Raw genomic sequence first — 24,806 nt, forward strand, 5'->3', positions numbered from 1 at the left:
TGCCACCTAACTGATATTGGCATTCTCTCTTTTGGAGAATAACATCACCAGCGTCATGACTGGTCTCCGCAGCCCCGTAAACCGCACAGTGCCGGCCGGTCTCGCCGCCCGCTACCGAGACAACGGCTGGTGGACCAGCGAGACCGTCGGCGACCTGCTGGCCGCCGGTCTGCGGTCCGCGCCAGACGCCGACTTCCGGATCCACTCGGCTGTCCGGGGCTGGTCGGGTACCTACGCCGAGGCCGAGCGGGTGGCCCGCCGGCTCGCGGCAGGCCTGCGGGCCCGCGGCGTGGGCCCCGGCGACGTCGTCGCTTTCCAACTGCCGAACTGGATGGAAGCCGCCGCGGTGTTCTGGGCGTCGGCATTCCTGGGCGCGGTCGTCGTGCCGATCGTGCACTTCTACGGGCGCAAGGAATTGGCCCACATCCTGGCCGATGCCGCGCCGCGCGTCTTCATCACGGCCGACAATGCCGGCCGCCCCGCGTACCACGCCGACCTGTGCGCCGACGTGCCGATCGTCGCGGTGGTGGGCCGGGACTTCGACGACCTGCTCGCCGACGAACCGATGGCAGGGACGTTGGCGGTTGAGCCCTCGGCACCGGCGCTCATCGCGTACACCTCCGGCACGACGAGCAATCCGAAAGGCGTCGTGCACAGCCACCAGTCGCTGGTCTGTGAGACGCGCCAGCTCAACGCCGGGTACCCCACCAAGCGCGGCAAGGAGTTGACCGTCGCTCCCGTCGGCCATTTCATCGGCATGGTCGGGGCGTTCCTCATTCCGGTGCTGGAGGGACGGCCCATCAACCTCTGCGACAACTGGGACGCGGGCCAAGTGCTGGCGTTGATGAAGCGCGATGGGCTTTCGGTCGGCGGCGGGCCGCCGTACTTCGTGACCAGTCTGCTCGACCATCCCGACTGCACCGACGAACACCGTTCGCTGCTGAAAACCGTTGGCCTGGGCGGGTCGTCGGTGCCGGCGGCCGTGACGCGCCGGCTCTCGGATCTCGGCGTCTTCGTCTACCGCGCCTATGGGAGCACCGAACACCCGTCGATCACCGGTACTCATCCGAGTGCACCCGAGGACAAGCGCCTCTTCACCGATGGCGATCCCCGGCCCGGCGTGGAGATTCGGCTCAATGAGGACGGCGAGATTTTCAGCCGCGGCCCTGATCTGTGCCTTGGCTACACCGACGACACGCTCACCGCGAAGGCGTTCGACGATGAGGGCTGGTACCGCACCGGTGACATCGGATTCCTCGACGACGACGGATATCTCACCATCACCGACCGTAAATCCGATGTGATCATCCGCGGTGGCGAGAACGTCAGCGCCGTGGAGGTCGAAGAGGTGCTGCTGGGCATGACGGGCATCGCCGATGCAGTGGTCGTGGCCGCGCCCGACGTCCGGTTGGGGGAGCGCGTGGCCGCCGTGGTGCGGGTGCGGCCCGGCCACGTCCTGCCCACGTTGCAGCAGGTGCGCGAACACTTCGCGGCCGCTGGCGTGGCACGCCAGAAGTGGCCGGAAGAAGTGCGCGAGGTGGCGGACTATCCGCGGACCGCCAGCGGCAAAGTGCAGAAATTCCTGGTGCGCCAAGGACTTCGGTCATGACGTGGCACACGATTCCGGACATGGCGCTCAGCGCCGCCGACAGATTCGGCGACGCCGAGGCTCTGGTCGACGGGCCATTGCGGCTGTCGTACACCGAACTGGCGCAGCGCATCCGGCGAGCGGCCGGGGCCTTCCATACGCTGGGTGTCGACAAAGGTGACCGCGTGGCCATATGGGCGCCGAACTCCGCTCACTGGGTGATCGCCGCGCTCGGCGTGGTGACCGCGGGCGGGATAGTGGTCCCGGTCAACACCCGGTTCAAGACCGAAGAAGCCGCCGATATCATCACGCGCAGTGGCGCCAAGGCAGTACTGGTCGAGAAGGGTTTCCTCGGACAGGATTTCGCGGTGCCCGCGGGTGTCCCGGCCATCGACCTGAAGTTGGGATTTCTCGACGACGCCGAGCCATTCGAGTGCCGCGACATCGACGGCGATGACATCGCCGACATCATCTACACGTCGGGCACCACCGGCCGTCCCAAGGGCGTGATGATGAACCACCGGCAGACGTTGCGCCAGTACGCCGAATGGTGTGACCGGGTCGGTCTCCGCGCCGGTGATCGGTACCTGATCATCAATCCGTTCTTCCATACCTTCGGCTACAAAGCGGGCATCATCGCGGCGATGATCCGCGGCGCGACGATGCTGCCCATGGCCGTATTCAATGTCGATACTGTGGTGGAACTCGTTGAGCGGGAACGCGTCACGGTACTGCCCGGACCGCCGACGCTGTATCACTCACTGCTCGCCGTACCCGACAAGTCCAGGCTCGCGACATTGCGGGCCGGCGTCACGGGAGCCGCCGACATCCCGGTGGAGTTGGTGCGCCGCGTGCTGCACGAGTTGCCGTTCGAGGCGCTCGCCACCGGGTACGGCCTGACCGAATGCGGCACGGCCACGATGTCACGGCCGGGCGATTCGTTCGAAGACATCGCCACCACGGTGGGCCGACCGTCGGACGGCGTCGAGGTGCGGATCGCTGATGACGGGGAGGTCCTGGTTCGCGGCTATACCGTGATGGCCGGCTACTTTGACGATCCGATCGCCACTGCGGAGGCCATCGACGCCGATGGTTGGTTGCACACCGGCGATCTCGGATCGTTCGACGACGGTGGCCGGTTGCGCATCGTCGGCCGCAAGAAGGACATGTTCATCGTCGGCGGCTTCAATGCGTATCCGGCGGAGATCGAGGGCTATCTGCTCGAGCATCCGGCGGTGGATCAGGTCGCGGTCATCGGCGTTCCCGACGACCGACTGGGGCAGGTCGGTATGGCCTTCGTGGTCCCGGCGTCGCCGGTCACCGAGCAGCAGTTGGTGACGTGGAGCCGGCAGCGGATGGCGGGGTTCAAAGCGCCGCGGTTCGTCGAGTTCGTCGCCGAGCTGCCGCAGAACGCCACCGGGAAGGTCACGAAGGATGCCCTGGTTGCGCGGGCCGGGCCGCTGTTGGCGCGTCGTACGACAAGGAGTGTTCATTGAGTCTCGCGATCCTGCTCGACATGGCGGCATCGGCCAATTCGGACCGTGCCGCCGTCGTCTCCGGCGAAACCCGCTGGACCACAGCTGAATTGAACCGCCTCGCCGACGGCGGTGGTGGCGTGGTCGCCGAGTCCGGCGCCGGCAGCGTCGCGTACATCGGGACCGGCGGCGCCATGCTGCCCCTGCTCATCTTCGCCGCGGCGCGGGCGAACCGTCCGCTGACGCCGCTGAACTACCGGCTCAGCCCGGGCGCGTTGCGCGAACTCATCGCACGCCTGCCCGATCCGCTGGTGATCTATGACGAGGAATTCGCCGATGTCGCCGAGACCTTCGGTCGCGCAATGGAATCGAAGGCCTTCGTCGACGCGGCGACCACCGCGGACCCCGCAGCCGAATTCGCGGACCCGGACGACGTCGCCATCGTGCTGTTCACCTCCGGCACGACCAACAAGCCGAAGGCCGTCGAGCTCTCCCATCACAACCTGACGAGTTACATCACCGGGACTGTGGAATTCGATTCTGCAGACGCGCAGGATGCCGCGCTGATCTGCGTGCCGCCGTATCACATCGCCGGCGTGAGCGCGGCGCTGTCGAACCTGTACGCGGGCCGAAAGATGGTGTACCTGACCAAATTCGAGGCCGCCGAATGGCTGCGCCTGGCGAACGCGGAAAGCGTCACGTCGGGCACCGTGGTACCCACGATGCTGGACCGCATCGTCGCCGAACTCGTGCGCGGCGCGCCGGCCCCGAGTTCCCTGCGCAACCTGGCCTACGGCGGGTCGAAGGTGCCACTGCCACTGGTCCGGCGAGCGCTCGACCTGTTGCCCGACGTCGGATTCGTCAACGCCTACGGGCTGACCGAGACGAGTTCGACCATCGCCGTCCTGACCCCCGAGGACCACCGCAACGCCCACGAATCACCGGACCCGGACGTCAAGCGGCGCTTGGGTTCGGTCGGCAGGCCGGTGCCGGGTATCGAGGTGGAGATCCGCGCCGAAGACGGTAAGCCGTTGGGCCACGGCGAGATCGGTGAGCTGTTCATCCGGGGTGAGCAGGTGTCGGGCAAGTACACCGGCATCGGGTCGGTGCTCGACGAGAACGGTTGGTTCCCGACGCGCGACCTCGCCTGGCTGGACGCCGAGGGCTTCCTGTTCATCAACGGCCGGTCCGACGACACCATCATCCGCGGGGGAGAGAACATCGCGCCCGCCGAGCTGGAGGACGTCCTCGTCGAACATCCCCACGTGTGCGACGTCGCGGTGGTCGGTGTGCCGGACCCCGAATGGGGGCAGATCATGGTCGCGGTCGTCGTCCCGGAAGCGGACACCTCACCCGACCCCGAGGAACTACGCGAGTACGTACGGGCGGCCCTGCGTGGCTCCCGAACCCCCGACCGCGTGGTGTTCCGCGACCAGTTGCCGACCTCGCCGACGGGCAAGGTGCTGCGGCGCGAGCTGGCCGGTGAATTGAGCGTCGCCGCCGGCACCGCGTGACGGGGGCTAAGGGGAATCCAACCCCTTGGCTCCACCGGCAGTGCCGAGTTGTGCGGCCCCGGCATCACGAATCACCTTGGCGCGGTCCGCTTTCCCCGCGGATCTGATGGTTGCCCTGGCCTCGCTCCGCCGTTCGTCGATGAGGCGGCCGAACTCCCGGGACAGTTGGGGCCGGTCGGTGAGCAGGCGCTGGATTTCGTCGTGCTCGATCTGCAGCAGGGTGACTTCGTCGAGGGCGTGCACGTAGGCGAGGTTGGCCTGGTGGGTGAACGCGGCGACGCCGATGAGCGCCCCCTTGTCGAGGCTGCGCACGCCGGCGACCGAACCATCGGCCGTCGGCACGGTCAACCGGACCCGGCCTGACACCACCACGTTGATGGTTTTCGGGACCTCGCCGGGCGCCTGGATGAGCTCGCCGGTGCCGTACCGGATCAGGCGTGCGTACGGGGCGAGAGCCTGCTGGTCGGCCTTGTTCAGCCGGAGTGCGGCCGCCGCCGCCTCCTCGAGCGCTTCGTCGACACGTTTGGGGGTGGAGTAGTCGTCGGCCACACCGTCGAGGTGCAGCTTGTCGCGCCGGGCCGCGTACCAGGCCCAGCGCAGGAAGGTGGCCTGCACGGCGTCGTCGTCCCCGGGCGATTTGAGACCGATGGTGGTGCGGTACTTGTGATCGCCGATGGGCACCGTGCTGGGCTCGACGTCGTCGCCGCGGTTGGGCAGGGCGGCCGCAATCCGGGTGAGCATCGCGCACACCTGATCGGGCGGGTCAGTGGCGGCGAACGTGGTGGTGACGGTCGTGTGCGAGGTGGCCAGCCGGCTCAGGTTGGTGAACGACGTGCCGGCCAGCACCGAGTTGGGGGTGATCTGCACGCCGGTGCTGGACTCGATGTGCACGGCGCGCCAGTTGACTTCGACGACGCGGCCACGCGCCGCGGCGGTGTCCAGCCAGTCGCCCATCCGGAACGGCTGCTCGAACAACATGAACAACCCGGACACGATCTGCCCGACGGAGTGCTGCAGCATGAGGCCGAGGACCACCGAGCTGACGCCGACCGCGGTGAAGACGCCCTTGACGTTGCTGCCCCAGATATAGCGGGAGATCACCGCCAAGCCCAGGATGATGAGCACCATCCGGGCCACGTCGAGGAAGATGCGGGGGATGCGGCTGCGCCACGAGGTTTCCGGGGCGTTCGCGAACATCGTGTTGCTCAAGCCGGACAGCACCAGCAGCAGCACCAGGAACACCAGGACGGTCGCCACGATCCGGATGGGAACGTCGCGGGCGGGGACGACGGCGACCTTGAGCATCAACAGCAGCACGGCGATCACCGGCAGCAGATACGTGCGCAGGAGCCCGACGGGCGCGGCTAGCGGGCTGCGCCGGCGGATCAGGGAGCGGCGCCACTCGGTCAGGATGATCAGGCCGACAGGTAGCCCGATGGCGATGGCTGCGACCCACAGGAACCATGACGAACCGGAGGAGTACACGGGTTACCGCCGCCCGGCCAGTCGCCAGATGGGCTCTTCGACGTCGTCGACCGTGTGCTGCCCGGCCGGTGTGAACCGGTGGGTGTCGTGCACGGCGTCGTACACCCGCCCGGTGATGTAGATCCCGGGCTCGGCGCCGCCGGCCTGAATCTGATAGGCCAAATCGACTGCGCTGCCCCACATGTCGTACATCATGGTGGCGCCGCCCACCAGGCCACTGGTGACGGTGCCGGTGTCGATGCCGGCCCGGAAACCGAGCTGCAGATTGTCCTCGTCGTTGAGGCGGGCCACGATGCGCTGCAACTCGATCGCGAAGTTGACGATGCGCTCGACGTTGTCCAGCCGGGGCACGTTCAAACCGCAGCTCGCCGTGTAGCCGTTGCGCAGGATGCGCACCGGCTCGACCCCGCTGCGTTCGGCGGCGTCGTCGAACTGGCGGACCAATTCGTTGACCACGGTGAGGAATTCGTCGGCCGGCAGCGCACTGGAGAGCGCGTCGAGGCCGTCGATGTCGGCGAAGAGCACCGCGACGTCCTGGTGGTTCTCGCTGATGGTCTCCTCGCCGTTGCGGTACCGCTCGATGACCGATTCGGGCATCAGCGAGCGCAGCAGCTGGGCGTTCTCCCGGCGTTCGCGGCGCAGCAGGTCGTCCTTGATGCCGAGCAGCCGGCTCATGTCGTTGAATGTCTTGGTCAGATCCCCGAATTCGTCGCGCGTCCGCACCGGGATCATCGCGTCGTAGTCGCCCCGGCTGACTTTCTGGGCACCGGCCTCGAGCCGTCGGATGGGCCGTACGAACAGTTGCGCGAGCGCCATGGCGGCCAGGCAGTCCAGGATGACGATCGCGGTCACGGCCACGCCCATGGTCCGGGTGAAGACACGTTCGGGCGCAAAGGCTTCCGCGGTGTTGATCTTCGCGACGATCGACCAATTGACGTCGGGACCGACGGTCACGGGCGCATATGACTGCAGCGTCTCCTGGCCGAGGTAGTCGGTGGCGATGAGGACCCCCGACTGGCCGCGCTGCGCCAAGCGGGTGGCGGCTCCACCGACGGGCTGTATCAGCGTGGTACCGCCGAGCCGGACGGCCCGCTCCGCCAGCTCGGCCGGTGTCCCGGCCGCGACGACGTCGCGTTGATAGGTCTGCCGATTCTCCTCGAAGACGCGCGAATTCGACCGCATGAGGTCGTCGGTCCCGGCGAGATAGGTTTCGCCAGTGGCGCCCAGACCGTTCGCCTGCCACTTGCCGTTGAAGGTCATCAGGTCATTCAGCCCGGAGATCGGGAACTGCAGTGCCACCACTCCCACGGTGCGCCCGCCCGAAACGACCGGCGCTGCCATCCAGGCGATGGGGTGGTCGGCGGCCGGGTGATAGGTCTGGTAGTCGGTGATGGCGACGTACCCGACGCGGTCGGCGCCCATCGCCTTGGCGTAGGCGTCGTGCAGGTTGCCCTGTTGGTACGGGCCGGACAGGACGTTCGTACCGAGGTCCGCGTGCTTCTTGGCTGAGTAGACGACATTGCCGGCGGCATCGATCAACAGGGCGTCGCCGTAGCCGAACAACCGCACGACCTCTTGGAAGAACAGGTTGTAGCGGTTGGCGGCGGCGCCCCAGGCGGTGGGATCGGGCGGCGGCGGCGGGCCGTTCGGCCGAGCCGCGGCGACGGTGTACCGGGCCTGCAGGTACTTGGCCGCGTTGGACGACGGCAACAGCACGTTCAGGTTCAACTTGGCGCCCGTCGCGCGTTCGACCGGGTTGATCAGTTCCTGGTTGTAGTAATCGACGATTGCGTTCTGCTCAGCGGGATCGATTGTGGCATTGGCCAATTCGTTGAATCCGGTGCTGAAGGCCTGCACGGCTTCGGCCATCGCGGGCCCGCTGGTGTAGATGAGCAGCGCGTTCTTCAGATTGGTGACCTGGACGGCGAACTGCCGGGCCTGCGTCTCACGGACCTGCGTCAACCGGTCGAAGGCGGCGTTGCGCAACGAGGCCTGCCCGGTCTGATATCCGATGAAACCCACGATGGCGGCCGAGACGATGCTCGCGGCCAACAACATCGTGATGAGCTTCGACTGGATGCTGAATCTGCCGCGCACGCGGCGCAACCGGACCTCGGTCGTTGGCGCGTCGCCCGTGGTGGACGGGCTGTCGTCGGCCGCCGTCGCGACCTCTTCGCGGTCCTCCGGTGGAGGGTTGACCATCGGGCCTCCTGTCGTCGGCAGCAAGTACATCACGACGGCCGCCGGTCACTGGCTGGTTATGGCAGGTAGAACCCGAAAAATCGGGGGCGCGACGGCGCTTCCGGCGGAACTCCGCAGAGTGCGGTCAGCGCACCAGACGGGCGGCGACCTGGGCGTAGATCTCGCCCAGTTTGTGGGGGTCGCGGTGCGTGCGCGAGGGGAACCACCGGCACACGTCGACGCACAGCGACGAGATCGCCATCACCACGTCGTCGAGGTTGTCGACATGGAATTCGCCTGTCGCCATGCCGGTTTCGATGATGTTGGCGATGACGGCGGTGACCTGGTGCCGCAGTGGGGCGATAGTGCGGTAGTGAGCCGGGGTCAGGCCGTGGAGTTCGTATTGCACGACCCTGGCCTGCTTGCTGTTTTCCGCATGCCAGGTGGCGAAGGCCGCGACGACCGTGTGGAAGCGTTCGGCGCTCGGTGCGGCGGCATCATCGGTGGCGCGCAGCGTCGCCAGGAGGCTGCCGTGCCCTTCCAGGGCAATGGCGTAGAGCAGTTCTTCTTTCGAGCGGTAATGCGGGTACATGGCCGTCGCGCTCATGTTGAGGCGTTTGGCGATCTGACGGGTCGAGGTGCCGCCGTAGCCGGACTCCGCGAACGCCTCGATGGCCGCCCGCCGGATGCGCTCGGCTGCGGCCGAGTCGGTCGTCCGGTCGGTCTTCATGTGCACGTGATCGTACACACAGTTGACACAGGCCTGACCGATAGGCGATATTAGCAATCGCTTAGGAAATGAGCGACTGCTAATGTCTGGCTGCATTGGAAGGTAGAACCCAGTGACTGATTTCATGTCTCGGCGCGACCTGGACTTCTTGCTGTACGAGTGGCTTGACGTCGTCGAGCTCACCAAGCACGAGCACTTCGCGGAGCACTCGCGGGACACCTTCGATGCCGTCCTCGATCTGAGCGCCGACATCGCCACCAAGCGCTTCGCGCCGCACAACAAGAAGGCCGACCACAACCCGCCGTTCGTGGACGAGAGCGGCAAGGTCGTGCTGATCGACGAGATCAAGCAGGCGCTGGACGACTTCAACGGCGCGGGCCTGATGGCCAGCTCGTTCGATGAGCGTGTCGGCGGTATGCAGCTGCCCAACGTGGTTGCGCAGTCGTCGGCCGCGTTCTTCCGTGCCGCGAACCCCGCCACTTTCTCGTACGCGTTCCTCACCGTCGGCAATGCGAACCTGCTGACCGAGTACGGCACCGAAGAGCAGATCGACACCTGGGTCCGCCCGATGCTCGAGGGTCGCTACTTCGGCACCATGTGCCTCTCCGAGCCGGACGCCGGCTCGTCGCTCGCCGACATCAGCACCAAGGCCACCAAGGCGGCCGACGGCACCTACCGCGTCACCGGCACCAAGATGTGGATCACCGGTGGTGACCACGAGCTGTCCGAGAACATCGTGCACCTGGTCCTGGCCAAGGTCCCCGGCGGCGGCCCCGGCGTGAAGGGCATCTCGCTGTTCATCGTGCCGAAGTTCCTGACCGACGGCACCCGCAACGACGTCGCGCTCGTCAGCCTCAACCACAAGATGGGCAACCACGGCACCACCAACGCCCTGCTGAACTTCGGTGACGGCAGCCACCATCCCACCGACGAGCCCGGCGCCGTCGGCTACCTCGTGGGTGAGGAGCACCGCGGTCTGGCCTACATGTTCCACATGATGAACGAGGCCCGCGTGGCCGTCGGCTCCATGGCTACCGCCATCGGCTACGCCGGTTACCTGACGTCGCTGGAGTACGCCAAGGTGCGCACCCAGGGCCGTCCGGTCGGCGACAAGGATCCGTCGCGGGCACAGGTCGCGATCATCGAGCACGCCGACGTCAAGCGCATGCTGCTGGCCCAGAAGTCTTACGTGGAAGGCGCTTTGGCGCTCGGCCTGTACTGCGCACGGCTGGTCGACCAGATCAAGATCTTCACCGGGGCCGAGCGTGACGAGGCCGAGCTGATGCTCGAGGTCCTCACGCCGATCGCCAAGAGCTGGCCGTCGCAGTGGTGCCTGGAAGCCAACAACCTCGGCATCCAGATTCACGGCGGCTACGGCTACACCACCGAGTACGACGTCGAGCAGCAGTACCGCGACAACCGCCTCAACGCCATTCACGAAGGCACGCATGGCATTCACGGCATCGACCTGCTCGGCCGGAAGGTGGTCATGCAGGGCGGCGCCGGCCTGAAGCTGCTGCAGAGCCGGATCGGTGACACCGTCCAGACCGCACTGCAGTCGGAGGCGACGGCCGGCTACGCGCGTGACCTGCAGGCGCAGACCGACCGCCTCGCCGAGGTCACCGCGGTGCTGTGGGCCGCGGGCGATCCCGAGACCACGCTCGCCAACTCGACCGCTTACCTGGAAGCCGCCGGCCACATCGTGATGGCCTGGATCTGGCTGGAGCAGCTGGTTGCCGCCGGCGGCAACACCGGCAACTTCTACGACGGGAAACGTGCTGCCGCGCAGTACTTCTTCCGTTACGAGCTGCCGAAGGTGACGACCCAGCTGGACCTGCTGGCGAGCCTGGACCGCACCACCGTCGAGGCGCAGGTCGACTGGTTCTGATCCGCTGAATCAACCGCAAGTAGACGTCGGACCCGAGGTTTTCCTCGGGTCCGACGTTTTTGGTTCCGGGATCCCTGACGGACGAGTGCGGTTGCTTCGGACTCGGATTCATTGGCGGGTATCGCCGTTTGGCCGACCTCTTCGGAATGCCACCGGCTACTATTCGAATATTCAACTTTCCATGTCAGGGAGTGCATGTCGTGCCGGGTTCCTCGCCGCCCACCCGCCGGGTTATCGATATCGTCGAATTGCTGATCGAACGCGGTGGTGCGCCTGCTCGCCTCAGTGACATCGTGAGTGCATTGGACCTTAATCAGGCGACGGCACACATGATCATGAAAGAGCTTGTCGCTGCGGGGTGGGCGACGCGTGATCCGATTGACAAGACATTTACGGTCGGCATGGCACTCGCGAGGTTGGCCGCGCAGATTGATCAACCGTCGTCTGTTGTGCATGCGGCGCATGCTGTAGCTCAGAGCGTCGCGGCCGAGGGCGGATACGCTGCTTCGGTGTCCGAGCGTGTGGGACACCAACTGGTCATTACAGCTTTCATAGCTGCGCCTACCGGGCACGACACCCAATGGCGCGCAGCAGTGGGCGACCGGCTGCCGTTTGCGGCGCCATTCGGGCCGGCGTATGCCGCCTGGGAATCTCGTGACGAGCGGCTGGCGTGGATTGAGCGCAGTGGGGTGCTCAGCAGGGCATTCCAGCTTCAGCTCGAAGAGTTTCTCGATGACACTGCACGTCAGGGGTTCAGCGTGGAACGGATGAGCCCAGAGATGGTGTCGGCCATCCCGGTGATGACCAAACTCCAGACCGAAGCGCTGTCGGATTCGATGCGCGACAATCTTGACAACGTGCTGCTCGAAATGACCGGTCCTGCAACGAATTCAGCAGGAGCGCGTGGACAGCGCAACTACGTGGGCGCGATCTCGGTGCCGGTGTTCGGCCAATCGGGTCGGGTCACCCACAGCATCACCGTGCACCCGTTCACCAATCTTTCATCGCGCAAGATTGACCAATTGGGGCGCAGTCTTCGCCGGGCTGCCGCTGCTATCGGTGGACAGCCGGCTTGACACCGGTGCCGATCGGCCCGGCCCTCGGGAAAGGCGCACCCGTTGGGTCGAGCCGACCGATCGAGGCTATTGTCCCAGAGTGCTTTTGACCATGGCGGCCACTTGGTCGAGTGGTGCGTTCGCCTGGATCACCGTGCCGTCAGGATTGATCAGGTCGATACGGGTGCGGGTCAGCTTGGAGTAGGTCTCGACCCACTGGCCATTGACCTTCTGATACTTGTCGTTGTAGTGCCCATATCCGTGCACGCCCACGGTGTCGCTGAAGATCAGCACGTCCTGCAGAGTCCAGAGACCCTCGGCGGTTGTGGGAGAGGTCAGGTGGATGCTCGGTTCGGAGCCCTGGTGATGAGTCTTGGCACCACCCAGCGTGACTTTGAGGAAAGCGATGAATGAGTCTCGATCAGTGAAGACGGGGCCGGCGCTGCACAGTGTGTCCACCGTGACGTTGGGAGCGAGCAAGTTGCGCAACCCATCCCAGTTTTTGGCGTCGATATTGGTGAAGTAACTTGTCTTCAGTTGCTTGATCGCGTCAATCTCGGGGCCCGTGTCTGACTGGGGAGTCGAGTAGGTGCAGAGGCTCGGGGCGGGCAGGGGATCGGCGCTGGCACTCACGGTGCTGATGCCGCACAACAGTGTTGTCACAGCAGCCAAGCCGATGCTGGACCGCAAGACCTGCCTCGGCGCGTTGCCGAACGGACCCGGACGACAGCTCGCTACGTACATGTTTGTTCTCCATTGTCGGTGGGATCGAACTCTCAACTGAAATCTGGCAAGGAGCCGCGGAGCGCGGCGGATCCATCGCGCGCCCGGAAGAACCGGGCTGCAGCGGCGATTGACTCTTCGACCGGTCGCGGCGTCCATCCGAGTTCGCGTTGGGCCTTGTCGTGGTCGAGTGGCGACATGTATTCGGCCATGCGTATTCCGGCCACCGCGAAGGGGAGGTCGCGGCGCAACAGCCTTGCGGCAAGGTCGTTGGCGTGGGCGGCGGCGTACAGAAGCGGTAGCGTCAACTTGATACGTGGGACGCTGACGCCTGCGGCTTCTGCGGCGATCCGGTGAATGTCGCGGGTGTGAAGGTAGCGGTCGGAGACGATGTAGCGTTGGCCGACACGTCCGTGGTCGGCGGCCAACAGCATAGCGTGTGCCGCGTCTTCGATCCCGACGGTTTCCGACGCAAAGTCGAAGTAAAACGGGAATCTGCCCGCGGCTACCCGCGCGATCAACGACCCGTGCGGGGTGGGCTGCCAGTCGCCAGGCCCGTAGGTTGTGGAGATGCACATCGCGACCGCCGGCAGGCCCCTGTGGTTCGCATAGTGCAAGACGAGTTGTTCGGCAGCCAAACGTGATTCGAGGTAGGCGCCGCCGGCTGTCCAGTTGTGGGGGTCGTCCTCGGTAACCAGACTGTTCGAACTGATCGCCAATGTTCCGGTCGTGCTGGTGAATACGAACTTCTTCAAGTCGGCTGCGGTGGCGGCGTCGAGGACGTGACGCAGTCCCTCGACGTTGGTGTGAAAGAGCGGTGCGGGATCGCGTAACCACATCCGGGCATCGACAACGCAGTAATAGATGACATCGCGGTCAGACATGGCCGTTCGTAGCGCGGCATCGTCGAAGATATCGCCGTAGCGCCGTTCGACGTCGAGGTCGTCGATGCCGCCGGTGGAGCTTGACGGGCGCACCAGCACCCGCACGTCGGCGCCGCTGGCCACTGCGGCCCTGGTGACGTGTGATCCGAGAAATCCGCTGGCGCCGATGACCAGAACCTTCTCCGGTGAGCCGGCGTTCACCGCACGCCGCTCGTCGCCCGGCGGCTTCAACGCGCCGTCATTCGATTGTGTTGAACGGCAATGGGGTAAGCGTCTGACGCATCGTTTGTCATGCTTGCTCCTGCGTTTGTGAACGCATGCTGATCGAGATTGTGATTCGAATATTCGAAGTACTGACAACGTATAATCGATACACTAGGGAGCTGCGTGGTCTCCGGTCAAGCGACGGCCCGGCATATCGCATTCCGGGCCGGAGTCGTCCGTCGTCGTTGACGAGCGAGGTTGCTTCACCTATCGTTCGATTATTCGAAGAGTAACTTTAGATAATCGACAGGTGAGTAGAAATGGCGAGAGCCTGCCGACCGTTCAAGGAACGGCGCATGATGCGTGTCGCTGTCGCGCTGAGTGCCACCGTTGCATTCGGAGCTGGCGCAGCTCCGATATCCCATGCGGCGTCAGAAGTTTCGACAGCGTCATCCGCATCGACGGCAGCCTCAGTCGGTTCCGTTGGTGATGCGAGCGCTGAGACGGCGGCGGTAGAACTGCTCAAGGCGACGTACTTCAACGACGTCGACACCAAGAACTGGCTTGCCCTGCGCCGGCTGTTCGCCCCCGACGCCGTCGTGGACACCACGGGATCGTTCGGACCCTATTTCCCCAGCCGGGATTCGTTCATCACGTTCACGGCCGTGACACTGAGTGCAATCAACACCCGCCACCAAGGTTACGACCCACAAATCGAGCTGACGTCGGCTACCACCGCGACCGCGGTGTGGACCATGCAGGATCGACTCTCCCTGGCCGGTTTGGTGACGATCCATGGCTATGGCCACTACACAGACACCTACGAACAGGTGAACGGCCAGTGGCTGATTACCCGCTCCAAACTCACACGCACAGGCTTCGGCGTGGAATTTCCGGCATTCCAGGACTTCGCGAACGGGCTGGGGAACGCATACAAATCGGGTGGCCTCGTCGCGACGTTGGTCTATGCGGTGCCGGCCGCGGTCAACATCCCCGTCAAAGCTGTCACTGCGCTTGTCGGCGCCATTGCCAGCAATTTCGGTGGGCCACCCGCAAAAGCCCAGCAGATCACCGTTCCGCCTGGTTCGACGGGCGTGACAACCGAGCCTCCGGGCATCACCTCCACTGGTGCCCAGGCCTCTCCGTTGGCAAAGAAGCAGGGTCTTGGTTCGTCTCCGACTACCAAAATGCCTGCCGGTGCCAACGGAACCCCGGTGGCCGGCGTTGCTGACGCTGCTGCGCTGCCCACCCACGTCAATTCGCAAGCGAGAGAAGCGGTTCGCGATCGGCATGGAGCGAATATCGACTCCACGTCAAAGTCGCCAAAGACGTCAGACAGCCCCACCTCGGTACGCGGCACGGTCGAAGGCGCCAAGTCAACAACCCCGACGCGCGCAGGCGATAGAGCGAAGAAGACGATGCCCACACCCGCCACCGATAAGGCCAAGAGGGCCACGCCCGGGGAGACCGGAGGAAGCATCAAGCCGGACAGCCGGACGTAGGCCGCTACGGCATGACCGGCGGCGTGCCCCAGAAGTCGTTGAGCGGCGCGGCGTAGGCGTCGTTGTTGGTCAACGGCCCCAATTGCAGTGAATCCTCGATGGTGCGCAGCAGGCTGTAGTGGTTGGCGTAGCTGGTGCTGGTGAAGTTCCCCGAACGCATCCCGGCGTCGACGGCTGCCGGAGATGGGATCACCACGGTGACAACGCGATTGCCGCCGTTGCCGAAGCCGAGCGAGAGGTTGTCGGTGTCTTCGTCGAATGTGACGACGATCGCCGACTTCTGCGTCGGGTCGTTCCAGACCGCCGAATTCAGAATTGTCGGGATGGTCTGCTGAGCGAACTGGTCGGCCGCCTTCACGTTGTACTGGTGGTTGGTGAGCAGCGCCCCGATGTAATTGAGATAGCCGCCGGGGAAGTCGAGCGGCCCTTCACCGTTGTTGGCCTCGTTGGCCGCGAACCACACGAAATTGGGAGTGGTGGCCGACGACGAGAGATCTGTCGCCATCTGGGTCAGTGGGTGCAGATGCGCGGTGGCGCGGGCCTGGTTGTTGTAGATGTCGCTATATGCCAGGAAAGGCAACTGGTCGGGCGCGTAACCGCTTGTCGACACGTAGGGCCCAGCGGCGGACATGCCCTGCGCGTAGCCGGCCCATGTCTTGCCCGCCGATTCGATTCTGTCGGCAAGGTTGGTGGCATCGATGCAGTTGGTCGCGCAGTTGTAGCTGAGGCCGAAGTCGGAGCCGCCGAGGATCGGGTAGTAATTCGGATCGCTCGGGTGCGTCAGCGCGTGGTAGTCGGTCGCGACGCCGTAGGTGTCGATCAGGCTGTTGAGGTACGGCGCATTGGCGCTGCCGACGATGTCCTTGTAGCCCTTGTTCTCCAGGTAGACCATGAAGATGTGGTCGAGTGCGCCGACCGTCGACTTCGGCGGCGTGGGCGGCGGCGGTGCCGGCAGCGACGCCCCGACGGTGAAGGACAGATCGTCGGCGAACGCGTTGTTGTAGCCGCCGGTCAGCGGGTTCGAGTCCTTGAGCGTGACGACCACCTGCGCGGTTCGGGTGTTGACGGGGATGGTGCCTTCGGTGCTGCGTTCGAGCAATCCGGTCTGGAACCAGCGCTCGAGGGGACCGACCGGTGCCACTTTGCCGACGCCGAGCTGTGTCCCGCCGGCGTCGAAGAACGTGACCTTGATCGACGCGGCCGAAGGATCGATCATGGCGCCGCCCAGGAATCCGCTCAGCTTGAACGGTGTCGTGCCGGCGTCGATGCCCGCCGCGGCGCCGCTGAGATCGACCGTCTGGGTCAGCGTGGAGGTTGCGACGTTGCCGCCGCCGAAGAACTGGGTGTCGCCCGGGGTGGGCCGATCGCTGGGGAAGTTGAAGATGGCCGGGAGCGTCGGCCCCGGCGTCGGCAGACCCAACGGGAGCTGGCGCACGGTGCCGTACTTGATTACGGTCGGCGTGCCGGTGACGGTCCAGCCGGGGATGGACACCGTGCTGCCGCCGGACAGCGACGGATCACCCAGCTCCGCGCCGGGGTTGGTCAGCAGGTTCGGGCTGGTCACATTCCAGGCGGAAACCACATGGGGCGGAAGGAGATTCGTCTCGATCTGCCTGCGCACCCACGCGAGTACCGTCCACAAGGCCGGTGAATTGGCGGGCACGTTCGACGGCAGGACCGACACCAGCGGTTTCAGCGCGATGCTGAGGAGTTGCTTTGCCGCGGTGACGATCTGGCCGATCGGGTTGGGAACAGTCGGGGCCGACACGTTGGGCGTGACGACCGCTGCCAGTGGTGCCGCCGCGGTACGGACTACCGATGCGGTCGCGGGCACGGCCGCGGTTGTGACGATGGCCGGTGTGGGGGAGCGCTTGACCGTGGCGGCGGGCTGCGGCTGACTGATTTTTGTTGTGGCGCCGATGGATTCGCCGGAAGTTGAGGTCGGCCCTGCCTTGACGGCGCTGTCCGCGTGGTGACTGGGGTTCGCGTCACGGCGCTTGTCGGCGGCGTCCGCGCTTCTGCCTTCGCCGCCCTTGTTTTTGGGCTGTCGCTTGGGTTTGTGGGCCGATGGCGCCGGCCCGTCTGATGACGTGGCCGCCGCGGCATCGGGCGCTGCCGCTGTCGCCGGGGCGGGCGCGTGCTTGGGCGCCGGTTTGCCGGGGGTTGCCGCCTCCGCGGCATGCGAAGTGTCTGTCGACGGCGATGACGGTTCGGCGTAGGCGGTCGTCTGTCCGGTCGTGATCGATACGCCGACCCCGAGAAACACTGCCAGAGCGCCGACCCGGCCGATGTACCGTGAGCAACCCATGGTCGTTCCTTCCGCCCGCCCGCTGTTGACCGTCCGCGGTAACGGTAGAAAGAATTGACGTCCGAGTTAGCATTTCTGCCTGGGATGCGGCTGGGAGTTTCCGTACAGTTTCCCGGGATTGTGCTGACCAGTGCTGCGGTCGGCAGCCTGCCAGGCGACCGCCACCCCGTCACTACGACAGGGTGGCGGCCGCTTGTTACTGGCTAGATGCGAATGAACGCGCTGCCCTGCATGTCCCAGACGCCCCAAGCGCCCAGGTCAGGGTTCCAGACCACCTGCATACCGGTGGCCCAGTCCGGGAGCGGCGGTGCCGGTGGCGTTCCCATCGGCGGCACGACCGGGACCAGGACCCAGGACGGTGTCGCGGTGAACGGAATGCGGTCCTGCGGCATCGGTCCGCCGTGTCCAGGAGGCGGGAGGTAGCCGTGTCCCGGCGGGAGCGGATTGCCCGGAGTTCCGGCGTTTACGCCAGGTCCGGTCATGCCGGGTACCGGCGGTGGCGGCGGCATCGGGGTATGCGGATCCGCCTGCGCGAGACCGGCCCCGATACCGAGTCCGGCCAGGCCAAGCATGCTGGTTGCGACTGCACGCGCTGCGGTCTTCTTCAAGGTCATGGGTTGAACTCCTTGCGTGTGCTCGTGATGAAAGAGGAATCGCTCTTCCGCGCTGTCCCGCGGCAGAACAACTCCACGACCCCCGCAACACCAGATACCCAGAGGCGGGCTCGCGAAACTACGCAAGTGTCGACAAGTCGACGATTTGAATCTGTGAGATGAAATCCGCGCCCGGCGCGGACGAACTCAGCGGTGCCGACGCGAAGCCGGATGCCCGTGGTCGGACAGGTCCGGCCACGGCGGGCGCCGCAGCAGCGTCAGGCAGCCGATCGTCGCGGCCACCAGGCCCGTCACCACACCGATCAACGCGATCCGGTCGGCATCGACGGCCGGCACCCAGGTCGTTCCGTCGTCGCGGATCACGAAGACGCCCAGTGGTTTTGCCGTCGTTCCGCTGCCGGAATGGCTGACCTTGGCGACGGGAATCACAGTCGATCCATCGGGTGTGTGGTACGGCTCGGCGAACACCCGCCCGGCCGCGTCATCGGCGAACTGGTCGAGAAAAGCTTCCGGATTCTGCAACCTGGCCTCCGCATGCATCGAGCGATAGTCGCCAGCGTAAGTCGATTGCCCCGTGCTGTGCCAGACCTTCGGACGCTATGACTGTTCGGCTCGGCGGTTCAGTTGCCGGATGTGCCCGCACAACACGGTGGCGAAAGCGCACCACAACGGATACAGCGCCAACGGCGCGGCGCGCCCACCGATGGCGTCGGTGGCCCGCCGCGTCAGATCGGCGCTGCTCACCGTCAGCGCGGCGCTGACCGCGGTCGCGGTGCCGAAGCGACGGCGGTTGAAGAACAGCCAGGACCACGCCGCGTTGAGCGCGAGGTTCAGTGCGAGCCCGTTTCGGTAGGCACGGCGCTTGCTGTCGCGGCCGGTCGCCCCCAATTCGTCGATCGCGGCGGCCGACACCACGGCGATGTCGGCGTAGAGCGCCGGCCAGACCACCGGAAACACCTGACGTGGCGGTTGGTAGGCCGGCTTGCGCAACTGCGCATACCAACTCGATCGGACCGCCGGCGCCGTGGCCGCTCCGCCGATCGCCGCGGTGGCAGCAGTCGCAACTCCCGTGATGAGCAAGGTGGTGACACGCATGGAAATCCTTCCCCCGGGTACGGCCGAATCGCGAGCGCTCCGGGCAAATGCCAGGGACGCTCATTCGATGCTGCCATACGCCGCGGTATCGACCTGATTTCCGCGGTGCGCGACGTGATCGTGGTTGTTGCGACTCACGTCCGCCCCCGAGCCTGGGGAATTCGTATGAGTTCCGTATTGCGCCGATATGAATATGGCGCCGAGATGGGTGATCGGAAAGTGTGCAATGTGTTCTATTCACTCGTTCGGTGAGTGAATCAGAATTGTAGGGCCGTGTGCGAACTCATGAAAGTGGTTGTCCAACAATGGAGTTGGCCGCATTCCGGCTGCCGGTGAAATTGACCGAATCGTTTTTCGAATAACATTCCGGGGTGCGATGTTATCGAAATTTGACAATTCACCCCACTTACAAATTGCGTTAGTGTCGGCGACTGTCAGTAGTTCCACAACGAGGAGATGTGCGAATGTCAATGCAGCACAAGACACGTCAACGCGCAGGGGTCGCATTGCTTGCGATCGCGCTGATGGGTACCGGCGCGGGATTCGGCGCCGCGATTGCCGGCGCGCAGCCGCCCCCGCCGCCCGGTCCGGGCATCCTGCCGCCCGGACCCGGTTTGCCGCCGCCCGGTGGTCCCGGCGTCCCGCCTCCGGGGCCGGACGTTCCGCCGCCGGGTGGTCCGCTCCTGCCGCCTCCGCCGTTCTGATCGGACGCTGAGTCGGCGTAGCGACTCGACCGCCCGGCACGTGCACCGGTTACCGCTGATGTGGACCGGGGCGCAGCCGGGCGGTCGGCACGTTTCGGTGGCGGCGGTTCAGCCGCGACTCCCGATGGCGTGATATCGCCGAAGTGCTTCGGCGCGTTCGTCGCCGTGGTCGACGATCGGTGACGGGTAACCGGGTGGACGTGGACCCGAGGCGAGGTGAGCGTCCGCGACATCCGCGAGCTCGGGCACCCACCGGCGGATGTACGCCCCCGATGGATCGAACTTCTGCCCTTGCGCCGTGGGGTTGAACACCCGAAAGTACGGAGCGGCGTCAGTACCGCTGCCGGCGGACCACTGCCAGCCGTGCTGATTGTTGGCGATGTCACCGTCGATCAGCTGCTCCAGGAACCAGCGGGCACCCCATTGCCACGGCAGGTGCAGGTCTTTGACCAGAAACGACGCGGCGACCATCCGCAGGCGATTGTGCATGAAACCGGTCTCGCTCAATTGCCGCATGCCGGCATCGATGAACGGGAAGCCCGTCCGGCCCTGCTTCCACGCCTCGAACAATTGGATCGCCCCGGCGTCGGTGTCCATCTCGATCGCGTCGAAATCGCGGTTCCAGTTGTGCCACGCGCTGTCCGGCCATTGGTGCAGCACCGCGGCGTAGAAATCGCGAAACGCCAACTGCCGCAAATACGCAGCATGACCGCCCTCGCCGAGGTCGAGATCGGCGACCATGGTGCGCGGGTGGATGGTGCCGAACTTCAGGTGCGCGGACAGACCGCTGGTGCCGTCGGCCTCGGGACGGTCTCTTTGTTCGGCGTAGTCCGCGAGTCCCGAGTCGGCGAATCGTCGCCACTGCTGCAACGCCGACGCTTCGCCGCCGGGCAAGTAGAGCGACACACCGGGATTCGGGATATCGGCCGGTTGGGTCGCCGCTGCAGTCAAACCTTCCGGATCCACCCACTGTGCCGACTGAACCCCGGTTCGCGCCGGCCCACGCCAGCCGTGATCGCGCCACCGCCGGAAGAACGGGGTGAACACCCGATAAGGGGTGCCGTCGTCCTTGACGACCCGGCCGGGTGAGACCAGATACGGCGAACCCGTCGGCACCAGCGGTACGTCACCCAGCGCCTCTTGGACCCGCACATCGCGCCGATGCCCGAACGGGGTGAAGTCTGCGGACACATGAACCGCGGAGGCGCTGATCTCCCTGGCGATCAACGGGATTCGTTCTTCCGGCCGACCACGGGTGACCAGCAGTCGGCCGGCCAGATCAGCGTGCAACCGGCTGAGGGAATCTCCCAGGAACTGCAGGCGGCGAGCGCTCGAAGACGCCTCGAGACGGGGGTCGAGGACGAAACAGGCGAGCACCTCACGGTCTTGCTCGACCGCCGCCGACAGTGCGGGCAGATCGCTCAACCGGAGGTCTCGGCGGAACCAGAGCAGGGACGGCACGGTTCCATCCTTACCGACCGCCGGGCCACAACGCCAGCCGGTTCAAGGTCAACGCTGGGGAATTCGTATGGATTCCGTATTGCGCCGATATGAATATGGCGGCGCTCGCGGTGTCCGACGGGCCTCGTGTCGTCAATCGGATTCGATCCCGGTCGCCGTCGGCGGCGGTCGATGAGAGATGAAATGCCTTTCGCACCAAAGTATTAGCCGGACGCGGCGATTATGGGTGTCTGTCCGTGAGTCACGGTTCGCAGCCCATTTCCGGTGCTCTGCCTGCACTTTCGAGAGCTCGGCGCGCGGCACGTCGCTGAGCTATGGTCTGCGGCTGTCAGGATGTTCTGCAACGAGGAGATGGTCTCATGGGCGTGCAGCGCACGACGCGTCGTCGGGCTGGGATCGTGCTGGCGGCCGTCGGGTTGGTAAGTGTCGGAGCAGGATTGGGCGCGGCCGTTGCTGCCATCGTGATTCAGCAGGTCACCGAACCTGCTGCCGAGATCGCTGTCAGGTCCTTGCCCGAGCGGACCCGAACGCAGCCGGGCGGCTGACCTGATCGTCAACCGCCCGGTGCGTCATTCGCTGTTGCGTTGTCCGTCAACCGAATTCTGCGTCGGCGGCTTACTTGACGTCGTACTGCGGCGCGGTCAGGTCGTAGTACGTCGTCCCGTCGAGGGCGGCAGCGGTGAAATTCTGCTTCACCCAGTCGGCGATCTTGGTGCCCTCGGTCGGTGACTTGTCCTTGTCCTGCGGCCCGGGCCCGTCAGGCATCCCGGGTCCACCCGGTCCACGAGACCCGATGAAGTAGTGAATCTGCCCGTCAGCGACGTACTTCTGGAACTGAGCCAGCGTCGGCGACGGGTCACTGCCGATGAATCCGCCGATCGCCATCACAGGCTCGCCAGAAGCCAACTGGTAGTTGGCTGCTTCGTTGGAGCCGTTCGTGGCCGCCGCCCACGTGTACTCGGCGGCGTTCGCCTGCAAGAGCTGTGCCAGGTTGGCGCTGGGCGCCTTGTCGAATCCGGGGAGCGGCCCGGGGGAGTGGCCGCCTGCCACCTGCGGGCCCGCGGTCACGATGCCGCCACTGTGTGACGTGGCCACGGTCTGCACGCAGTACGAGAACGGGCCGGCCAGCGCCGCGACGACGGCGAGGGCGGCAGCCCACGATCCGAATCGGGCGCCGCGCAGGCGGTCCAGCAGCAACAGCGCCGTTGCGGCAATCCCGGCCGCCAGTACGGCCCAGCGCAGCCAGGGCACGAAATCGGGTGTGCGGTTCAGCAGTACCCACGACCAGCCCGTGGTGATCGCGGTCGTCGCGGCCAGCACCAGCCAGATCCAGGTGGTCGATCGGCGGCGCCAGAGATCGGTCGCCCCGATACCGACCAGTGCGGCGACCGCGGGGGACAGTGCCATCGTGTAGTAGTCGTGGTACATCCCCGACATGAAACTGAGCACACCGCCGGTGCCGAGCAGCCAACCGCCCCACACCAGGTACTGAGCGCGTCCGGCGTCTGTGCGGACAGCCTTGCCGCACAGGATGATTCCCACGGCCAGGAAGATCAACGCGGCAGACAGCAGCCAGGAGACCTGGGCCCCGGATTCGCCGGTGAACAGCCGGAGGATGCTCGGCTCCGACCCGAACGGGAATCCGCCGTGCGAGCCACCAGGGGGCGTGGGAAGTCCCGGTGGCGGCTCCGGGAACCCGCCTTTACCGCCGCTGAGGCGGGACATGCCGTTGTAGCCGAACGTCAGATTCAAGAAGCTGTTGTCGGTCGACCCGCCGATGTAGGGCCGGTCGGCGGCGGGGATGAGCTCGACCAGGGCGACCCACCAGCCACCTGCCGCCACCATCGACAGCAGAGCTGCGATCAGTTGGAGCAACCGGGCGCGCAGCCGCGGCGGACCGGCGACCAGATAGGTCAGGGCCAGTCCCGGAACCACCAGCATGACCTGCAATTGCTTTGTCAGAAAACCGAATCCGATGAGCGCACCGCACAGGACCAACCACCGGGTGCGGCCGTCCTCCACCGCCCGCAACAGCGCGCCGACCGCGCCGATCATCAACAGCACCAGCAGCGCGTCGGGATTGTCGTAGCGGAACATCAACGTGGCCACCGGCGTCAAAGCGAGCGCGGCACCGGCGATCAGGCCGGCCACTGCGCCGAATCGCCGTCGCACGATCAGATACAACAGGGCGACGGACGCGACGCCGATCAAGACCTGCGGGAGCAGGATGGACCAGGTGTTGACGCCGAAGATCCTGGCGCTCAACTCCATCGGCCACAGCGACGCGGGTGGCTTGTCCACCGTGATCGCATTGGCGGCGTCCGATGAGCCGAACAGGAAGGCCTTCCAGCTCTGGGTGCCGGCCTGCACCGCAGCGGCGTAAAACGCGTTGGCCCAACCCATCCGGCCCAGCGTCACACTCCAGAACGCGGCGGTGGACACCAGTAGCGCCACGACAGCGGGCCGCGCCCACCTTGGGTCTGTCACTGAGGACCGCGAATGAGCGGTCTGGGGCAGCCGCGCAGGGTGCAAGGTCGGATTCTGCAACATGCTCGCATCTTCTGCGGCCTAGCTGGGTAGTCCGTTGGTTGACTCTTGGGCGCGGCTATGACTATGCGTCGCGTGCCGGGAGCATCACTGTGAATGCAGACCCATTCGGGCTGCTGTCGACTGCGATGGTGCCGCGATGTGCCTTGGCGACGGCTTGCGCGATGGCCAAACCGAGGCCGGTGCTGCCGGCCGCACGCGATCGGGATTCGTCTCCTCGCGCGAAGCGTTCGAAAATGTCCGGCAGCACATCGGCGGGGATGCCGGGCCCGTTGTCGGACACCGTCAACGAGATGGCACCGTCGGCGGTATCGGTGAGCGCAGTGACCACCGTGGTGCCGGCGGGGGTGTGGACGCGGGCGTTCGACAGCAGGTTGGTCAGTACCTGTTGCAACCGCGGCCGGTCGCCGACGGCGATCACCGGGTGATCCGGCAGGTCCAGGGCCCACCGATGTTCGGGGCCGGCCATGTGGGCGTCGCTCACCGCGTCGATCACCATCTGGGACAGGTCGACTTCGTCATGGGCCAAGGGCCGGCCGGCGTCGAGCCGGGCCAGCAGCAGCATGTCCTCGACCAGTTGACTCATTCGGCAGGACTCGGCATGGACGCGGGTCAGCGCATAGACCAGATCGTCGCGTGACGCATCGGTCGCGTCCCCGGGTATTCCCGTGACCAGGCGGCGGGCCACCTCGGTGTATCCCTGTATCGAGGCCAGCGGGGTGCGCAACTCGTGGCTCGCGTCGGCGACGAACTGGCGTACCCGGGTCTCGCTGGCATGGCGGGTGGCCAGCCCGTCGGCGACGCGGTCGACCATGCTGTTGAGAGCGGTGCCGAGCCGGCCCACCTCG

Annotated in this window: 19 protein-coding genes; 7 read left to right on the top strand and 12 right to left on the bottom strand. The window is 65.8% G+C overall.

Features of this window, described 5'->3' with window-relative positions; genetic code table 11:
- Positions 1-55: 55 nt before the first annotated feature.
- The 3 genes from BR47_RS0111955 to BR47_RS0111965 are packed head-to-tail and all read left to right on the top strand — an operon-like array spanning position 56 to position 4,577.
- Positions 56-1,609 (top strand): AMP-binding protein, encoded by a 1,554-nt coding sequence (locus tag BR47_RS0111955; protein WP_029119664.1) that lies wholly within the window; start codon positions 56-58, stop codon positions 1,607-1,609.
- A complete protein-coding gene (locus tag BR47_RS30325) occupies positions 1,606-3,084 on the top strand; it encodes a FadD3 family acyl-CoA ligase (protein ID WP_036427120.1) in 1,479 nt (492 codons plus the stop codon). The genes BR47_RS0111955 and BR47_RS30325 overlap by 4 nt, the downstream gene beginning before the upstream one ends.
- Positions 3,081-4,577, top strand: coding sequence for a class I adenylate-forming enzyme family protein (locus BR47_RS0111965; RefSeq protein WP_029119665.1), 1,497 nt, complete (start codon positions 3,081-3,083; stop codon positions 4,575-4,577). Before BR47_RS30325 ends, BR47_RS0111965 begins: the two co-directional genes overlap by 4 nt.
- A 6-nt stretch (positions 4,578-4,583) precedes the next feature.
- Here BR47_RS0111965 and BR47_RS0111970 read toward each other — a convergent pair whose 3' ends face one another.
- The 3 genes from BR47_RS0111970 to BR47_RS0111980 form a co-directional block, all read right to left on the bottom strand.
- The gene (locus BR47_RS0111970) at positions 4,584-6,062 is read right to left on the bottom strand and encodes a mechanosensitive ion channel domain-containing protein (protein ID WP_029119666.1); all 1,479 of its coding nucleotides are present in this window, start codon (positions 6,060-6,062) and stop codon (positions 4,584-4,586) included.
- Positions 6,063-6,065: 3 nt separating this feature from the next.
- A complete protein-coding gene (locus tag BR47_RS0111975; protein WP_081831269.1) occupies positions 6,066-8,264 on the bottom strand; it encodes an adenylate/guanylate cyclase domain-containing protein in 2,199 nt (732 codons plus the stop codon).
- Positions 8,265-8,388: 124 nt separating this feature from the next.
- On the bottom strand, positions 8,389-8,973 hold the full coding sequence (locus BR47_RS0111980) for a TetR/AcrR family transcriptional regulator (protein WP_029105473.1): 585 nt from the start codon (positions 8,971-8,973) through the stop codon (positions 8,389-8,391).
- A gap of 124 nt (positions 8,974-9,097) precedes the next feature.
- Between BR47_RS0111980 and BR47_RS0111985 the strand changes: the two genes are divergently transcribed.
- Complete coding sequence (locus tag BR47_RS0111985; protein WP_036427176.1) at positions 9,098-10,861, top strand: acyl-CoA dehydrogenase; 1,764 nt, start codon at positions 9,098-9,100, stop codon at positions 10,859-10,861.
- Between the two features lie 200 nt (positions 10,862-11,061).
- On the top strand, positions 11,062-11,937 hold the full coding sequence (locus BR47_RS0111990) for a helix-turn-helix domain-containing protein (protein ID WP_029119669.1): 876 nt from the start codon (positions 11,062-11,064) through the stop codon (positions 11,935-11,937).
- 66 nt (positions 11,938-12,003) lie between these two features.
- Here BR47_RS0111990 and BR47_RS30330 read toward each other — a convergent pair whose 3' ends face one another.
- Both BR47_RS30330 and BR47_RS0112000 read right to left on the bottom strand, forming a co-directional pair.
- The gene (locus BR47_RS30330; protein WP_177127321.1) at positions 12,004-12,660 is read right to left on the bottom strand and encodes a nuclear transport factor 2 family protein; all 657 of its coding nucleotides are present in this window, start codon (positions 12,658-12,660) and stop codon (positions 12,004-12,006) included.
- A 32-nt stretch (positions 12,661-12,692) separates the two neighbouring features.
- The gene (locus tag BR47_RS0112000; RefSeq protein ID WP_231506694.1) at positions 12,693-13,754 is read right to left on the bottom strand and encodes an NAD-dependent epimerase/dehydratase family protein; all 1,062 of its coding nucleotides are present in this window, start codon (positions 13,752-13,754) and stop codon (positions 12,693-12,695) included.
- 329 nt (positions 13,755-14,083) lie between these two features.
- On the opposite strand from BR47_RS0112000, the gene BR47_RS32070 reads away from it, so the two are divergent.
- Entirely contained in the window at positions 14,084-15,229 is a 1,146-nt protein-coding gene (locus BR47_RS32070) for a nuclear transport factor 2 family protein (RefSeq protein WP_177127322.1), read from the top strand.
- A gap of 4 nt (positions 15,230-15,233) precedes the next feature.
- On the opposite strand, the gene BR47_RS30340 is transcribed toward BR47_RS32070, so the two are convergent.
- The 4 genes from BR47_RS30340 to BR47_RS0112025 form a co-directional block, all read right to left on the bottom strand.
- Complete coding sequence (locus tag BR47_RS30340; RefSeq protein ID WP_020102529.1) at positions 15,234-17,537, bottom strand: alkaline phosphatase family protein; 2,304 nt, start codon at positions 17,535-17,537, stop codon at positions 15,234-15,236.
- Positions 17,538-17,740: 203 nt separating this feature from the next.
- Positions 17,741-18,151 carry a hypothetical protein gene (locus tag BR47_RS0112015; RefSeq protein ID WP_020102528.1) on the bottom strand — a complete coding sequence of 137 codons (411 nt, stop codon included), beginning with the start codon at positions 18,149-18,151 and terminating at the stop codon, positions 17,741-17,743.
- A 186-nt stretch (positions 18,152-18,337) separates the two neighbouring features.
- Entirely contained in the window at positions 18,338-18,691 is a 354-nt protein-coding gene (locus BR47_RS30345; RefSeq protein ID WP_020102527.1) for a GerW family sporulation protein, read from the bottom strand.
- A 57-nt stretch (positions 18,692-18,748) separates the two neighbouring features.
- Entirely contained in the window at positions 18,749-19,246 is a 498-nt protein-coding gene (locus BR47_RS0112025; RefSeq protein WP_029119671.1) for a TspO/MBR family protein, read from the bottom strand.
- A gap of 464 nt (positions 19,247-19,710) precedes the next feature.
- Between BR47_RS0112025 and BR47_RS32580 the strand changes: the two genes are divergently transcribed.
- Positions 19,711-19,950: a hypothetical protein gene (locus BR47_RS32580; protein ID WP_051128539.1), complete on the top strand. Its 240-nt coding sequence runs from the start codon at positions 19,711-19,713 to the stop codon at positions 19,948-19,950.
- A 108-nt stretch (positions 19,951-20,058) separates the two neighbouring features.
- Here BR47_RS32580 and BR47_RS0112030 read toward each other — a convergent pair whose 3' ends face one another.
- From BR47_RS0112030 to BR47_RS0112040, 3 genes are all read right to left on the bottom strand, one after another.
- Entirely contained in the window at positions 20,059-21,411 is a 1,353-nt protein-coding gene (locus BR47_RS0112030; protein WP_029119672.1) for a cryptochrome/photolyase family protein, read from the bottom strand.
- A 615-nt stretch (positions 21,412-22,026) separates the two neighbouring features.
- Complete coding sequence (locus tag BR47_RS0112035) at positions 22,027-23,961, bottom strand: ArnT family glycosyltransferase (RefSeq protein WP_036427124.1); 1,935 nt, start codon at positions 23,959-23,961, stop codon at positions 22,027-22,029.
- 61 nt (positions 23,962-24,022) lie between these two features.
- On the bottom strand, positions 24,023-24,806 hold a 784-nt coding region (locus BR47_RS0112040), incomplete at its 5' end, for a sensor histidine kinase (protein ID WP_029119674.1).

This window comes from Mycobacterium sp. UNC410CL29Cvi84 (genome assembly GCF_000686745.1).
Taxonomy (GTDB): Bacteria; Actinomycetota; Actinomycetes; order Mycobacteriales; family Mycobacteriaceae; genus Mycobacterium; species Mycobacterium mucogenicum_B.